Origin of the sequence: Pseudomonas sp. UBA3153 (genome assembly GCF_002364635.1) — a bacterium.
Classification (GTDB): Bacteria; Pseudomonadota; Gammaproteobacteria; order Pseudomonadales; family Pseudomonadaceae; genus Pseudomonas_O; species Pseudomonas_O kuykendallii.
In genome coordinates this window covers 1-13905 of the sequence record NZ_DEYR01000039.1, presented here as the reverse complement: position 1 = coordinate 13905, position 13905 = coordinate 1, and the positions used below count along the sequence as shown (strand labels likewise).

Genomic DNA, 13905 nt, shown 5'->3' with positions numbered 1-13905 from the left:
CGGCCAGCGGCAGGTGCGCGCCGAGTCGCTCCGCGCCCACCGCGCCGCCGGGCAGCACCAGCAGGTCGAAATCCTGCGCCAGCACGTCGAGCAACATCGCATCAGCGGTCAGCCGGCTGCCGCGCGCGCAGGTGAACATTCGCCGCGCCTCCACGCTGGCCATCACCACTTCGATCTCGGCGCGGCGCAGCACGTCGAGGACGGTTACGGTTTCCAGGTCTTCCACGCCGTCGGCGACGGCCAGCAGGGCTCGGGGCATAGGCACCTCCAGAAGTCGATGGGTCGAGGGTACCGCGTTCCTCCGGCGCGCTGCGCGGGTTTGCGCGCGGACGCGCCCGACGCGGCGTTTGACGGGCTCGCCAGGCCGATCCACGGGCGGTGATTTCGGCTACCGTTTTGCTATTATTCGCGCCGTTTTGCTGACCGACCGGGCAACTTCCCGAGGCCGCCGAACCCATCGCGGCGCCCACGCACCGCATCCACGAGCATCAAGCGCGCCTGCAGAGCGCGTCGGGAGATCGCCATGCTGGAACGACTCTTTCAACTCAAGGCACACAACACCACGGTGCGCACGGAGATCCTCGCCGGGGTCACCACCTTCCTGACGATGGCCTACATCCTCTTCGTCAACCCGAGCATCCTCGGAGAGACGGGCATGGACAAAGGCGCGATCTTCGTCGCCACCTGCCTGGCCGCGGCCATCGGCTCGGCGATCATGGGCCTGATCGCCAACTACCCGATCGCACTGGCGCCGGGCATGGGCCTGAACGCGTTCTTCACCTACACCGTGGTGCTGCACATGGGCCACACCTGGCAGGTGGCGCTCGGCGCGGTGTTCCTCTCGGCCTGCATGTTCTTTCTGCTCTCGATCTTCCGAATCCGCGAATGGATCATCAACAGCATCCCGCTGGAACTGCGCTCGGCGATCGCCGCCGGCATCGGCCTGTTCCTCGCCCTGATCGGCCTGAAGGAAGCCGGCATCGTCGTCGCCAACCCGGCCACGCTGGTGGGCATGGGCGACCTGGCGAAGCCGGAAGCGGTGCTGGCGATCCTCGGCTTCTTCCTGATCGTCGCCCTGGAAGCGCGCAAGGTGACCGGCTCGGTGCTGATCGGCATCCTGGTCACCACCGCGGCCGGTATCGCCCTGGGCGTATCGAGCTTCGGCGGCTTCGTCTCCATGCCGCCGTCGCTGGCGCCCACCTTCCTGCAACTGGACATCAGAGGCGCGCTGGACATCGGCCTGGTGAGCGTGATCTTCGCCTTCCTCTTCGTCGACCTGTTCGACAACTCCGGCACGCTGATCGCGGTGGCGAAGAAGGCCGGCCTGATGCGCAAGGACGGCTACATGCCGAAGATGGGCCGCGCGCTGATCGCCGACAGCAGCGCGGCGATGGTCGGCTCGCTGCTCGGCACCTCGACCACCACCAGCTACATCGAGTCGGCCGCCGGCGTCAGCGCCGGCGGGCGTACCGGGCTGACCGCCATCGTGGTGGCGGTGCTGTTCCTCTTCGCGCTGTTCTTCTCGCCGCTGGCCGGCAGCGTGCCCGCCTTCGCCACCGCCCCGGCGCTGCTGTTCGTCGCGGTGCTGATGACCGCCGGCCTGGCCGAGATCGACTGGGACGACATCACCGTCGCCGCCCCGGTGGTAATCACCGCGCTGGCCATGCCGCTGACCTTCTCCATCGCCAACGGCATCGCCTTCGGCTTCATCGCCTGGACCGCGATCAAGCTGCTCGCCGGCCGCGGCCGCGAGCTGAACTCCGCGCTGGTGGTGCTCTCGATCCTCTTCGTGGTCAAGCTCGGCTGGTATCCATAGGGAGCGCCATGCGCACCGCAGCGTCGCACCGCCTGGGCGGTGCGCGCACGGTGGCGCGGCGTACCGGGCGAGTTTTCAGCCCGTCACGCGCCGGCAATACCGTGGTCTACCGTTCCGCGACGAAGCCACCCCGCCGTCCTGCCGAATCCGTACAATGGTCGCCCGATTTCCGCGCCCGCCTGAGTGATCCATGAGCTCCGTCCCCCTCGATTCCGCCGCCTACGCCCAGCAACTCACCGAAAAGACCGCGCGCCTGCGCGAGCTGCTGGCACCGTTCGATGCGCCCGAACCGCAGGTGTTCGACTCGCCGCTGCAGCACTACCGGCTGCGCGCCGAGTTCCGCCTGTGGCGGGAAAACGAGGAGCGCTTCTATGCGATGTTCGAGAAGGGCGACAAGTACACGCCGATCCTGATCGAGGATTTCCCCATCGCCAGTGCGCGGATCAACGCACTGATGGCGCCGCTCAAGGCTGCCTGGCAGGCCAGCACAGCGCTGTCGTTCAAGCTGTTCCAGGTGGAATTCCTCACCACCCTGGCCGGCGACGCGCTGATCACCCTGGCCTACCACCGGCCGCTGGACGACGCCTGGCAGGCGGCGGCGGAACAGCTCGCGGCCGACCTGCAGGTCAGCCTTATCGGCCGTTCGCGCGGTCAGCGCATCGTCATCGGGCGGGATTTCGTCGAGGAAGAACTGGAGGTCGCCGGACGGCGCTTCCGCTATCGCCAGCCCGAGGGCGCCTTCACCCAGCCCAACGGCACGGTGAACGGCAAGATGCTCGCCTGGGCCTACGAGGCGCTGGGCGAGCGCGACGATGACCTGCTGGAACTGTACTGCGGCAATGGCAATTTCACCCTGCCGCTGGCGACCCGCGTGCGCAAGGTGCTGGCCACCGAGATCAGCAAGTCGTCGGTGTACGCGGCGCTGGCCAACCTCGCCGACAACGCCATCGACAACGTCACCCTGGTGCGGCTATCGGCGGAGGAGCTGACCCAGGCGCTGAACGGCCTGCGCCCGTTCCGCCGCCTGGCCGGCATCGACCTGGCGAGCTACGACTTCGGCAGCGTGTTCGTCGACCCGCCGCGCGCCGGCATGGACCCGGACACCTGCGAACTGACGCGGCGCTTCGAGCGCATCCTGTACATCTCCTGCAATCCGGAAACCCTGGCGCAGAACATCGCGCAGCTGCACGACACCCATCGCGTCGAGCGCTGCGCGCTGTTCGACCAGTTCCCCTGGACGCACCACATGGAGTCCGGCGTGCTGCTGGTGCGGCGCTAATCGGCCCGCCCGCCCCCCCCTAGGCGATACGCCGTCAGCCGAGGAACAGCCGGCCGATGCCGAAGTTCGAGCCCACGCTCCAGATCAGCACGGTCAGCGCCAGCAGGGCCTCGAGCACCAGCACGCCGATGCCCAGGGTTCCGCTGGAGAGGATGAAACCGTCCTTGCGCGGAATCTGCAGGAACGACGGAATCCCCAGGTACAGCAGATAGGCCGTGTAACAAAGCGCCACGCAGCCGACCAGAATGCACAGCCAGATCAGCGGATAGAGCAGCACCGCGCCGGCGAGAAACAGCGGCGTCGCCACGTAGCCGGCGAACACGATGCAGCGGTCGACGCTGGGGCGCTCTGGATAACGCTCGGCCATGCGGAAGATGACGTTCCCCATCACCGCGATGGCGGCGAGGATCATCAGGTAGAAGCCGGCACCCAGGGCGACGGCGACGGGTAGCGACACCTCCGACGTCTGCATGTCGCCGAGCTTCCAGCCGATCTGGGTGGTGCCGATGAAGGCGCAGACCACCGGTATCAGCGCCATCAGCAACACGTGATGGGCATACAGGTGGATGACGGTTTCGCCTTCGGTGTTGATCTGGGCCCATTCGCGGGTCGGACGGGACAACAGTCCCCATACGTGATTGATCATCGCGCTCCCTCCTCTCCCGCCCCTTACGGGGCTGTGTCGAGACCGCGCCGGCGGGGTGTCGACGACGGAATCTGTAATTGAGAGTAGACCCACCTGCGATGGTTCGTCGCACCCTTTGACGGCCGATGAAGCGCATTTCGGCAACAGGCGGTCACACCTTCGCCGCCTCGGCGTGCGCCAGGCCAGTCCCGGACGCCACCGGGCGCGCTATCCTGCGCGCCTTACCCTCAGGAGACTCCCCATGCGCGCATTTCCCCTGCTCGCCGCGCTGCTCGTCGGCAGCGTCGCCCAGGCCGCCGAGCCGGTGGCCATCGACGTCTATCGCGACCCCAACTGCGGCTGCTGCACGTCCTGGATCAAGCACCTGGAGCAGAACGGCTTCAGCGTCCGCGACCACATCGAGAACGACATGCCGGCGCTGAAGACCCGCCTCGGCGTGCCGCACGCGCTCGGCTCGTGCCACACCGGGGTGATCGACGGCAAGTTCGTCGAAGGCCACGTGCCGGCGAAGGACGTGCTCGCCCTGCGCCAGCGCGCCGACCTGGCCGGCATCGCCACGCCGGGCATGCCGATGGGTTCGCCGGGAATGGAAATGGGCGAGCGCAAGGACGCCTATCAGGTGATCGGCGTGGGCACCGACGGCAAACAGAGCGTAGTGAGCGACTACCCGGCCCATTGACCGGCGTCAAACAGGTGGTTCGGGGTGTTTCCTTTCGTCAGGAACCGACCGTTCAGGCACGCACGGAGGCGCGAACGCTGGTGTAGATTCGCGCGCTTTGCATGATGGCGCTTCGCCTAGGCGCGCAACGCTTCCGTCCTCTCGCAGTGATCGGACCCCACCCATGACAGCCGATGTTCTCGCTCCCCTGGCCGCAGACTGGGGCGCCCTTATCGACCGCTACGACGCCACCCTCTGCCGAACCGTCGGCGCACTGATCGACGCGCACGCCGAATCGCTTGCCGAACGGTTCTACCAGCACATGGGCGACGACAGCCACGCCGGGCAGTTCCTCGCCCACCAGCGCGTCGAGGAGCACCTCAAGCCGTCGATGCGGCGCTGGCTGCAAGAGATGTTCGCCCTGCGCAACCGCTCCGACGTTCCCGAACTGATCGAACTGCAGAAACGGATCGGCGAAATCCATGCGCGGGTCGATATCCCGATCAGCCTGGTGATGCGCGGCGCGCGCTTCCTCAAGGCGGCGATCTTCCTGCAACTGGGCAGCGCCAGGCTGGGACGCGCCCAGCTCGACGCCATCACCTTCGTCAGCGAGAACATCGACATCGCCCTGGAGGTCATGAGCCAGGCGTACTCCCTGGCGCATCAGCGCAACGCGCGTTCCGAGGAGGCCTACCGGATGTTCTCGGTATCGCAGAACATCGGCACCGAGCGCGAACGCCAGCGCGCCGGCCTGCTCGACTGGGAAAACCAGCTGATGTACGACATCGCCCTCGGTGCCCAGGCCGGGCAGTTGCAGCCGCTGCTGCAGTCGGACTTCGGCCTGTGGTTCAAGCACAAGGCGACGCATGCTTTCCAGGACGCGGTGGAGATGAGCGCCATCCGCGAACACGTCGACCGTATCGAGCGCTGCATCGCCCACTTCCAGCCGGAGGTGGGCAAGTTGCGGCAACTGCGCGAGCTTCGCGAATCCACCCGCGTGGTGCGCTACCTGCTGGACACCCTGTTCGCCCGCGCCGGCGAACTGGAGGTCGGCCGCGACAGCCTCACCCAGATGCTCAACCGCAAGTTCCTCAGCGTCGTACTAAACCGCGAGATCGCCCTCGCGCGCACCACCCACAGCCCGTTCGCGGTGCTGATGGTCGACATCGACCACTTCAAGAGTGTCAACGACAACCTCGGCCACGAAGCCGGCGACCTGGTGCTGCAGCAGGTCGCCGCGATTCTCTCCAGTTGCATACGCGGCGGTGACTACGCCTTCCGCTACGGCGGCGAGGAATTCCTGCTGATCCTCGTCGACACCACAGAAGCCACCGCCATGACACTCGCCGAGCGGGTGCGCCGGCGAGTCGCCGAGGAAGTCTTCCAGCTCGCGGCGAACCGCACGATCCGCACCACCGTCAGCCTCGGCGTGGCCCTGCACGACGGTCATCCGGACTTCCAGCGCACCCTGCGCCGCGCCGACCAGGCGCTCTACCAGGCGAAGAACGAAGGCCGCGACCGGGTGGTGCTGGCCTGCGACTGAACGTCATCGCGCCTCGCGCGTCCTAGCATGAAGCGCCGGACTCACCGGCCTTCAAGGAGATCCGGCAATGCGTTGGCAAAGGGCGAGAAGAAGCGAAAACGTGACGGACGGCCGCTCCGGTGGAAGCGGCCTGCGCATCGGTGGCGGGCTGGGCCTCGGGGGCATCGTCGCGGTGGTGGTGATCAGCCTGCTGATGGGCCAGGACCCGCTGCAGATCCTCGGCCAGCTCTCCGGCCAGGGCTCGCAGGTCGAGCAGAGCCAGCCCGCGGACGGCCGCGCCGATCCCGAGGTGGACTTCGTCAGCGCGATCCTCGGCGATACCGAAGACACCTGGGCCGCGCTCTTCGCCACCGGCGGAGGCCAGTACCGCCAGCCGGAACTGCGCCTGTTCAGCGGCGGCACCAACTCCGCCTGCGGCTATGCCTCTTCGCAGGTCGGCCCGTTCTATTGCTCGCTGGACCAGAAGGTCTACCTGGACCTCGGTTTCTTCCGCGAACTGGAACAGCGCTTCAAGGCCGCCGGCGACTTCGCCCAGGCCTACGTGATCGCCCACGAAGTCGGCCATCATGTGCAGAACCTGCTGGGCGTTCCCGCCACCGTGGACGCCGCGCGCCGCAGCGGCCAGCCGATGGAGGGCGCCAGCGGGCTCTCGGTGCGCCAGGAGTTGCAGGCGGACTGCTACGCCGGCGTCTGGGCCTTCCACGCGCAGAAGCGCCTCGACTGGATGGAGCCCGGCGACCTCGAGGAAGCCCTGAACGCCGCCAGCGCCATCGGCGACGACCAGTTGCAACGCAAAGGCCAGGGCCGCGTGGTGCCCGACTCCTTCACCCACGGCACCTCGCAACAGCGCGTGCGCTGGTTCAAGGCCGGCTTCGAAAGCGGTTCGCCGGACAGCTGCGATACCTTCGAGGCGAAGGCGTTGTGAACATCGGTTAGGTTCTCAGGATCGCCACGGGAGCAAGGATGCTCATGGACCTGTTACCGAACAGCAAGACCCTTAGAAGCCAGATGACCGACGCCGAGCTGCTGCTGTGGCGTCAACTGCGTGGCCACCGATTTCTCGGCCTCAAGTTCAAGCGGCAGAAGCCCATGGGGCGCTACATCGTCGACTTCGTCTGCCTGGAGCATTTCCTCATCATCGAGGTGGACGGCGGCCAGCATCAGCAGGCGTCGGACAAGGACGCCGCGCGCAACCGCTATTTCGAGGACCGCGGCTTTCGCGTGCTGCGCTTCTGGAATCACGAGGTGTTGCGGGAAACGGAGGCGGTGCTGGAGCGTATTCGGCTGACGCTGCTGGAAGGCTTCAGCCCTCTCCCGTAAACGGGAGAGGGGGCTGCCCGTGCGGGTTCGGCGCCACGACGTTGGGCTCGGCAGCCCTTCGACTTGGCGCACGCCCCTCTCCCATTCATGGGAGAGGGCCGCCGTCTCAGATCATCCCAGCCATAACCAAGCACCAAACACTCAGCAGCCCAGCCCAGCACCACACTCCATCACCCACCCCGCACTGCCCCCTCTCCCATTCATGGGAGAGGGCCGGGGAGAGGGGCCTTTGCCTGGGATCAGCCACCCAACCCCGCCAGCACCTCCGCGCAATCGCGCACGAAGCCGTCGCTCCATTCCGGCCAGGGGTTCTCCGGCAGGTTCACCAGCAGCGCATGCGCGCCGGCCGCGCGGGCGCATTGGAGGTCCATGCGGTGGTCGCCCACCATCACCAGCGCGCCGGGTGCGACGCCCCAGCGTTCGGCCAGATGCAGCAGGCCGCCGGGGTGGGGTTTGGGCGGGGCCTCGTCGCGGCCGAGGATATCGTCGGCGGCGAAGCAGTCGTCGAGGCCGATCGCCTTCAGGGTCACCAGCGCCAGCTCATGGGCGTTGCGGGTGAGGATGCCGAGCCGGCAGCCGCGCTCGCAGAGGGCGCGCACCAGCGCCACCGCGCCCACGGCCGGGCGTGAGGCGAGCGCCAGCTCGCGTTCGTGGTCGAGCAGCCAGGCGCGCTTGCGCGAGGCCGCCTCGGCGGGCAGCGCCGCCAGGTGATGGAGGATGTCGTCTTCCGCGGGGATGTCCAGCTCGCGGCGGATAAGGGCGAAGTCGTGCACGGCGACGGTCAGGGTGCCGTCCATGTCGAACACCCAGTGGCGCGCCTCGCCCAGCGTCACTTCCAGTCCTCGCGCTGGCGGATCAGCCCCTCCTGCGCCACCGAGGCCACCAGCTTGCCCTGCTGGTTGTACACGCTGCCGCGGTTGAAACCGCGCCCACCGCCGGCCCAGGGGCTGTCCATGACGTACAGCAGCCACTCGTCCGCGCGCAGGTCGTCGTGGAACCACAGCGCGTGGTCGAGGCTCGCCACCTGCATGAACTTCTGCCACACGGACACCCCGTGCGGGCGCAGCGACGTGGTCAGCAGGCCGAAGTCCGAGGCGTAGGCGAGGATGTACTTGTGGATCGCCGGGATGTCCGGCAGCGCGCCGTCTGCGCGGAACCAGACGTGCTTGACCGGCTCGCTGGAGACCGGCAGGAACGGGTTGCCGACGTGCACCGGGCGGATTTCCACCGGCCTGCGGCTGACGGCCTTCTCGCGCATGCGGGGCGGCAGTTGGTCGACGATCTCCAGGGCCAGTTCGGTTTCCGACTTGAGGCCCTCGGGGCCGGGCACGTCGGGCATCTGCGACTGGTGCTCGAAGCCCGCCTCGCGGACCTGGAACGACGCGCTGCAGGTAAAGATGGTCTGGCCCTTCTGCACCGCGGTGACGCGGCGGGTGGTGAAGCTGCCGCCGTCGCGCACGCGGTCGACGCTGTAGACCACCGGCAGGCTGGCGTCGCCGGGACGCAGAAAGTAGCCGTGCAGCGAATGCACGGGGCGGTCCGGGTCGACCGTCTGGCTGGCGGCGGACAGCGACTGGCCGAGTACCTGGCCGCCGAACAGCTGGCGGAAGCCGAGGTCTTGGCTGACGCCGCGGAACAGGTTTTCTTCGATGGTTTCCAGGCTCAGCAAGGCGACCAGGTCGTCCAGTACTTGGCTCATTGTTTCGCTCCTCGATCAGCCTCAGGCACGGTTCAGGGCTCGCGCGGCCCGTTGCCGCCATGGTAATGGGTTTACCGGCGCCGCGGTCATTCCTGCCGCCATTCTCCGGCGCGCAGGCGATAGAGCTGGTGGTGGCGCAGCCGGTGATCGCGCGGCAGGTGCGGATGTTCGAAGTCCGCGGCCGGGTCGCGGCGCATGCCCAGGCGCTGCATCAGGCCCAGGGAATTGCGATTGTCCGGCACGGTGAAGGCGACCACTTCCTCGAGGCCCAGCTCATCGAAGGCGTGGTCGATCACGCACTCGGCGGCTTCGTGGGCGTAGCCCAGCTCCCAGTGCGCCTGGGCCAGCCGCCAGCCGATCGCCACCGCCGGGGCGAAGGCCGCGGGAAAATCCAAGACCTGCAGGCCGACGTAGCCGATGAAGGATTCCTCCCCCGGCACCTCCAGCGCCCACCAGCCGTAGCCGTGCTCGGCGAAGTGCGCCTCGATGCGCGCAGCCAGGGCATCGCTCTGCTCGCGGTCCAGGCAGGCGGGGAAGTACGCCATCACCTGCGGATCGGCGTTCATCGCGGCGAACGGCGCGCGGTCCTCGGGCATCCATGGACGCAGGATCAGGCGCTCGCTGCGCAGGCTGGGAACGGGGTGTGGCATGCGGATTCCTCGGCGACGGTGCCCGACATCGGACCGCCCGGCCGACCGGAGATTCGCCTCCTCAGCGGCGTTTGGGCACGGCGCCGGGCGGCGCGCCTCCTCCGTCGCCCGCTGCGCACGCCGCATGGCGTCAGCGCTACGCTCCGCGCCGAGCCCACTCGTCCGTCCGCCTGAACCAAAGCCCGCCGCCAGCCCTATCAACTAGGGAATGCAGCGCTGCCGCCGGCGCCGAACGCGGCGTCACGCGCAGACGCGTCCTACCCGGAACGAGGAAAAGCCATGCAAGCCCTGACCTATCACGGTGCCCGCGACGTTCGCGTGGATAACGTCCCCGACCCGCTCATCCAGGCCCCCGACGACATCATCCTGCGGGTGACGGCCACCGCCATCTGCGGTTCCGACCTGCACCTGTATCGCGGCAAGATGCCGGCCATGAAGAGCGGCGACATCCTCGGCCACGAATTCATGGGCATCGTCGAAGAGGCCGGGCCGGCGGTCACCGCGGTGAAGAAAGGCGATCGCGTGATCGTTCCGTTCGTGATCGCCTGCGGCGACTGTTTCTTCTGTCAGATGAACCTGCACGCCGCCTGCGAAACGACCAACCCGGACCGCGGCGCGATCATGAACAAGAAATCGATCCCCTCCGGCGCCGCGCTGTTCGGCTACAGCCACCTGTACGGAGGCATGCCCGGCGGCCAGGCCGAGTTCGTCCGCGTGCCGAAGGCCAATGCCGGCCCGTTCAAGGTCCCGGACACGCTCAACGACGAGCAGGTGCTGTTCCTCACCGACATCCTCCCCACCGGCTACCAGGCCGCGGTCAATGCCGGCGTCGGCCGGGGCTCCAGCGTGGCGATCTTCGGCGCCGGCCCGGTCGGGCTGATGGCCGCCGCCAGCGCCAGGCTGCTCGGCGCCGAGCAGATCTTCATGATCGATCATCACCAATACCGGCTGGACTTCGCCCGCCAGGCCTACGGCGTGGTGCCGATCAACTTCGACGAGCAGGACGACCCGGCGGAGGTGATCATCCAGGCCACACCCGGCATGCGCGGGGTCGACGCGGTGATCGACGCGGTCGGCTTCGAGGCCAAGGGCAGTACCACCGAGACCATTCTCACCAACCTCAAGCTCGAAGGCTCCAGCGGCAAGGCATTGCGCCAATGCATCGCCGCCGTGCGCCGCGGCGGCGTGGTCAGCGTGCCGGGCGTGTACGCCGGCTTCATCCACGGCTTCCTGTTCGGCGATGCCTTCGACAAGGGGCTGACCTTCAAGATGGGCCAGACCCACGTGCACGGTTTCCTGCCGACGCTGCTGGGGCACATCGAGAGCGGCGAGCTGAACCCGGAAATCATCATCACCCACCGCCTGCCGCTGTCCAGGGCCAGCGACGGCTACAAGATCTTCAACGAGAAGCAGGAGGACTGCCGCAAGGTGATCCTCGTCCCGGAAACCGCGCCGCAGTTCAGCGCGCGGCCGTTCACCGATGCCGCACCCGGCACGCCCGGGGTCTCGCCGCTAGGTTGAGTCACCGGCACGGCGCCCCCGCCCGTCGATGCCGGGCGGGGCGAAGCCGGTTAGAATCGGCGCCTTTCTTCCGCGCCAGGACCGACCATGCCCGCCACTTCCGTCCCCCGCGTTGCCATCGTCGGCGGCGGTCCGTCCGGGCTGATGGCGGCCGAAGTGATCAGCGCCGCCGGCATCGTCGTCGATCTCTACGACGGCATGCCGTCGCTGGGGCGCAAGTTCCTCCTGGCCGGCGTCGGCGGCATGAACATCACTCATTCCGAAGCGCGCGAAGCCTTCCTCTCCCGCTATGGCGAACGCCGCGAGGCGATTTCCGCGCTGCTCGCCGATTTCGACGCCGACGCTCTGCGCGCCTGGATTCACGGCCTGGGCATCGACACCTTCGTCGGCAGCTCGGGCCGCGTCTTCCCCACCGACATGAAGGCCGCGCCGCTGCTGCGCGCCTGGCTCAAGCGTCTGCGCGAACAGGGCGTGCACCTGCACACCCGGCAGCGCTGGCTGGGCTGGAACGATAGCGGCGCGCTGCGCATCGCCACCGCCGAGGGCGAGCAGGCGCTGCACGCCGACGCCACCCTGCTGGCGCTGGGCGGCGGCAGCTGGGCGCGGCTGGGCTCGGACGGCGCCTGGGTGCCGTTGTTGCAGGCGCGCGGCGTGGAGATCGCGCCGCTGCGACCGAGCAACTGCGGCTTCGAGGTGGCCGGCTGGAGCGCGCTGCTGCGCGACAGGTTCGCCGGCGCGCCGCTCAAGTCCGTCGCCCTGGCGCTGGACGGCGAAGCCCCACGGCGCGGCGAATTCGTGCTCACCGCCAATGGCATCGAGGGCAGCCTGGTGTACGCGCTGTCCGCCGCGATCCGTCGGCGCATCGAGGCCGACGGCCGCGCAGTGGTGCGCCTCGACCTCTTGCCGGCGCTGTCGGCGCAGGACATCGAAAAGCGCCTAAGCCGCCCGCGCGGCAAGCACTCGATGGCCAGGCACCTGCACGGCCAGCTCGGCCTGGACGGCGTGAAGGCCGCGCTGCTGCGCGAATGCGCCCCGGTCGAGGCGTTCGCCGACCACGCGCGGCTGGCGACAGCGATCAAGGCGTTGCCGATAGAACTGCTGCGCACACGCCCGCTCGACGAGGCGATCAGCAGCGCCGGCGGCGTCACCTTCGAGGCGCTCGACGCCAACCTGATGCTGCGCACGCTGCCCGGCGTGTTCTGCGCCGGCGAGATGCTCGACTGGGAAGCCCCCACCGGCGGGTACCTGCTCACCGCCTGCTTCGCCAGCGGCCGCCGCGCCGGCCTGGGCATGCTGGCGTGGTTGCGCGACGCGGGCCGGCTGTAGCCGGACGTGCGTAGGGTGGGCTTCAGCCCATCATCGCAGAGCAGAATATCGGTGGGCTGAAGCCCACCCTACGGGGTATGCGGGCGCTGATCAGCGCTGCCAGAGCACGCCGCGGTCGATGTCCGCCAGGGTGGCGCAGCCGGTGAGCGCCATCGCCGCTTCGAACTCGCCGCGCAGGATGTTCAGCAGTTGCACCACGCCTACCGCGCCACCCAGCGCCAGCGCGTGCACGTAGGGCCTTCCGATGAGCACCGCCTGGGCGCCGAGGGCCAGCGCCTTGAGCATGTCGGTGCCACGGCGGATGCCGCCGTCGAGCAGCAGCGGCACGCGTCCGCCGACCTGGTCGGCGATGCGCGGCAACAGCTCGATGCTCGCCGGCAGGCTATCCAGCACGCGGCCGCCGTGGTTGGAGACGATCAGCCCGGCGACCCCGGCCTGCACCGCGCGCTCGGCGTCCGCCGCGGCGCTGACGCCCTTGAGCAGCACCGGCAGCCGCGTGTTGCCGAGCAGCCAGTCGAGGTCACGCCAGGTCGGCGCGCTGCCCAGCCGGCCGTCGAACAGCGGGCTGTCGAGGATGCCCGCCGCCTTCGCCGGCCTGACGCGCATGCCACGCAGGTTGACCGCCTCGGGAGGCTGGAAGCCGGCGCGCTGCTCACGGTTGCGCACGCCGTTCACCGGTGCGTCCACGGTCAGCACCAGCGCGAGGTAGCCGGCGGCCTCGGCGCGGCGCACCAGCTGCAGGGTGAAGTCGCGATCCGGCTGGATGTACAGCTGGAACCACGGCGAACGGGCGACGCCGGCGACCTCCTCCAGCGACAGGCTCGAAGACGTGCTCAGCGCCATGCCGACGCCCATCGCCGCCGCGGCCTCGGCCACCGCGCGCTCGCCGTCGGCATGCACCAGCCGCTGCGCCGCCACCGGCGCCAGCAGCAGCGGCATCGACAGCGTCTGGCCGAGCAGTTCGCAGCGCGTGCTGGCCCCGCCCAGATCGGCCAGCACGCGCCCCTGCAGGCGAATCTCGGAGAAGGCTGCGCGGTTGCGGCGCAGCGTCGCCTCGTCCGCCGCGCCCCCCTGCAGGTACGCCCAATAGCCCGGCTCGATGCAGGCGGCGGCGCGCTGCTCGAAGTCGTCGAGACTGTACACGGCGGGAATCAGCGACACGGACATGGGAATGGCTCGCAACGGGACGGAAGGCGCATCCTGCCCGCCGCGCCCTCGCCTGTCGATGACCTGCGGCAGCGCCTACTTCAGGTACCAGCCCCAGGGCTCGGGACTGATGTACTCGGTCACCTGTTTCACTTCCAGGTAGTTGTCCAGCCCCCAGCGGCCCAGTTCGCGGCCGATGCCGCTCTGCTTCATGCCGCCCCACGGCGCCTCGCTGAAGGTCGGCTGCGAGCAGTTGATCCACAGAATGCCGGCGCGCAGCCGGTTGGCGCCCCGCGCGGCG

The 13905-nt window shown here is 68.7% G+C and carries 15 protein-coding genes; 8 read left to right on the top strand and 7 right to left on the bottom strand.

Going from position 1 to position 13905, the window contains the following annotated elements; all coding sequences use genetic code 11:
* Positions 1-259 (bottom strand): DJ-1/PfpI family protein (locus B2X67_RS10055; protein ID WP_286785393.1); only part of this gene is annotated, 259 nt, incomplete at its 3' end.
* Positions 260-523: 264 nt separating this feature from the next.
* Between B2X67_RS10055 and B2X67_RS10050 the strand changes: the two genes are divergently transcribed.
* Both B2X67_RS10050 and trmA read left to right on the top strand, forming a co-directional pair.
* On the top strand, positions 524-1816 hold the full coding sequence (locus B2X67_RS10050) for an NCS2 family permease (protein WP_286785392.1): 1293 nt from the start codon (positions 524-526) through the stop codon (positions 1814-1816).
* A gap of 190 nt (positions 1817-2006) precedes the next feature.
* The gene (trmA, locus tag B2X67_RS10045) at positions 2007-3095 is read left to right on the top strand and encodes a tRNA (uridine(54)-C5)-methyltransferase TrmA (protein ID WP_286785391.1); all 1089 of its coding nucleotides are present in this window, start codon (positions 2007-2009) and stop codon (positions 3093-3095) included.
* A 34-nt stretch (positions 3096-3129) separates the two neighbouring features.
* Here the strand turns inward: trmA and B2X67_RS10040 are convergent, their stop codons facing one another.
* Positions 3130-3741 carry a Yip1 family protein gene (locus tag B2X67_RS10040; RefSeq protein WP_090226121.1) on the bottom strand — a complete coding sequence of 204 codons (612 nt, stop codon included), beginning with the start codon at positions 3739-3741 and terminating at the stop codon, positions 3130-3132.
* Between the two features lie 241 nt (positions 3742-3982).
* On the opposite strand from B2X67_RS10040, the gene B2X67_RS10035 reads away from it, so the two are divergent.
* From B2X67_RS10035 to B2X67_RS10020, 4 genes are all read left to right on the top strand, one after another.
* Positions 3983-4420, top strand: a complete 438-nt coding sequence (locus tag B2X67_RS10035) for a DUF411 domain-containing protein (RefSeq protein WP_273230129.1) — start codon at positions 3983-3985, stop codon at positions 4418-4420.
* Positions 4421-4583: 163 nt separating this feature from the next.
* Positions 4584-5942 (top strand): diguanylate cyclase, encoded by a 1359-nt coding sequence (locus B2X67_RS10030; protein WP_282344523.1) that lies wholly within the window; start codon positions 4584-4586, stop codon positions 5940-5942.
* 67 nt (positions 5943-6009) lie between these two features.
* Positions 6010-6867, top strand: a complete 858-nt coding sequence (locus tag B2X67_RS10025; protein ID WP_090226116.1) for a KPN_02809 family neutral zinc metallopeptidase — start codon at positions 6010-6012, stop codon at positions 6865-6867.
* A gap of 44 nt (positions 6868-6911) precedes the next feature.
* Positions 6912-7262: an endonuclease domain-containing protein gene (locus B2X67_RS10020; RefSeq protein ID WP_286785390.1), complete on the top strand. Its 351-nt coding sequence runs from the start codon at positions 6912-6914 to the stop codon at positions 7260-7262.
* 239 nt (positions 7263-7501) lie between these two features.
* Here B2X67_RS10020 and B2X67_RS10015 read toward each other — a convergent pair whose 3' ends face one another.
* From B2X67_RS10015 to B2X67_RS10005, 3 genes are all read right to left on the bottom strand, one after another.
* The gene (locus B2X67_RS10015) at positions 7502-8095 is read right to left on the bottom strand and encodes an HAD family hydrolase (RefSeq protein WP_286785389.1); all 594 of its coding nucleotides are present in this window, start codon (positions 8093-8095) and stop codon (positions 7502-7504) included.
* A complete protein-coding gene (gene tesB, locus B2X67_RS10010) occupies positions 8092-8961 on the bottom strand; it encodes an acyl-CoA thioesterase II (RefSeq protein WP_090226113.1) in 870 nt (289 codons plus the stop codon). Before tesB ends, B2X67_RS10015 begins: the two co-directional genes overlap by 4 nt.
* 86 nt (positions 8962-9047) lie before the next feature.
* The gene (locus B2X67_RS10005) at positions 9048-9611 is read right to left on the bottom strand and encodes a GNAT family N-acetyltransferase (protein ID WP_286785388.1); all 564 of its coding nucleotides are present in this window, start codon (positions 9609-9611) and stop codon (positions 9048-9050) included.
* Positions 9612-9890: 279 nt separating this feature from the next.
* On the opposite strand from B2X67_RS10005, the gene B2X67_RS10000 reads away from it, so the two are divergent.
* Positions 9891-11132, top strand: coding sequence for a zinc-dependent alcohol dehydrogenase (locus B2X67_RS10000; RefSeq protein ID WP_282344530.1), 1242 nt, complete (start codon positions 9891-9893; stop codon positions 11130-11132).
* Between the two features lie 87 nt (positions 11133-11219).
* Positions 11220-12458, top strand: coding sequence for a TIGR03862 family flavoprotein (locus B2X67_RS09995; RefSeq protein ID WP_286785387.1), 1239 nt, complete (start codon positions 11220-11222; stop codon positions 12456-12458).
* Between the two features lie 90 nt (positions 12459-12548).
* Here B2X67_RS09995 and B2X67_RS09990 read toward each other — a convergent pair whose 3' ends face one another.
* Both B2X67_RS09990 and B2X67_RS09985 read right to left on the bottom strand, forming a co-directional pair.
* Entirely contained in the window at positions 12549-13625 is a 1077-nt protein-coding gene (locus tag B2X67_RS09990; protein ID WP_286785386.1) for an alpha-hydroxy acid oxidase, read from the bottom strand.
* 75 nt (positions 13626-13700) lie between these two features.
* Positions 13701-13905, bottom strand: a 205-nt coding sequence (locus B2X67_RS09985; RefSeq protein ID WP_286785385.1) for an aldehyde dehydrogenase family protein, incomplete at its 5' end; no start/stop codon positions are given.

Excerpts from the sequence above, each read along its gene's own strand:
- B2X67_RS10040 (WP_090226121.1), bottom strand. The coding sequence starts at position 3,741 with ATGATCAATCACGTATGGGGACTGTTGTCCCGTCCGACCCGCGAATGG.
- B2X67_RS10005 (WP_286785388.1), bottom strand. The coding sequence starts at position 9,611 with ATGCCACACCCCGTTCCCAGCCTGCGCAGCGAGCGCCTGATCCTGCGT.
- B2X67_RS09990 (WP_286785386.1), bottom strand. The coding sequence starts at position 13,625 with ATGTCCGTGTCGCTGATTCCCGCCGTGTACAGTCTCGACGACTTCGAG.
- B2X67_RS10025 (WP_090226116.1), top strand. The coding sequence starts at position 6,010 with ATGCGTTGGCAAAGGGCGAGAAGAAGCGAAAACGTGACGGACGGCCGC.
- B2X67_RS10030 (WP_282344523.1), top strand. The coding sequence starts at position 4,584 with ATGACAGCCGATGTTCTCGCTCCCCTGGCCGCAGACTGGGGCGCCCTT.
- trmA (WP_286785391.1), top strand. The coding sequence starts at position 2,007 with ATGAGCTCCGTCCCCCTCGATTCCGCCGCCTACGCCCAGCAACTCACC.
- B2X67_RS10020 (WP_286785390.1), top strand. The coding sequence starts at position 6,912 with ATGGACCTGTTACCGAACAGCAAGACCCTTAGAAGCCAGATGACCGAC.
- B2X67_RS10000 (WP_282344530.1), top strand. The coding sequence starts at position 9,891 with ATGCAAGCCCTGACCTATCACGGTGCCCGCGACGTTCGCGTGGATAAC.
- B2X67_RS10035 (WP_273230129.1), top strand. The coding sequence starts at position 3,983 with ATGCGCGCATTTCCCCTGCTCGCCGCGCTGCTCGTCGGCAGCGTCGCC.
- tesB (WP_090226113.1), bottom strand. The coding sequence starts at position 8,961 with ATGAGCCAAGTACTGGACGACCTGGTCGCCTTGCTGAGCCTGGAAACC.
- B2X67_RS09995 (WP_286785387.1), top strand. The coding sequence starts at position 11,220 with ATGCCCGCCACTTCCGTCCCCCGCGTTGCCATCGTCGGCGGCGGTCCG.
- B2X67_RS10050 (WP_286785392.1), top strand. The coding sequence starts at position 524 with ATGCTGGAACGACTCTTTCAACTCAAGGCACACAACACCACGGTGCGC.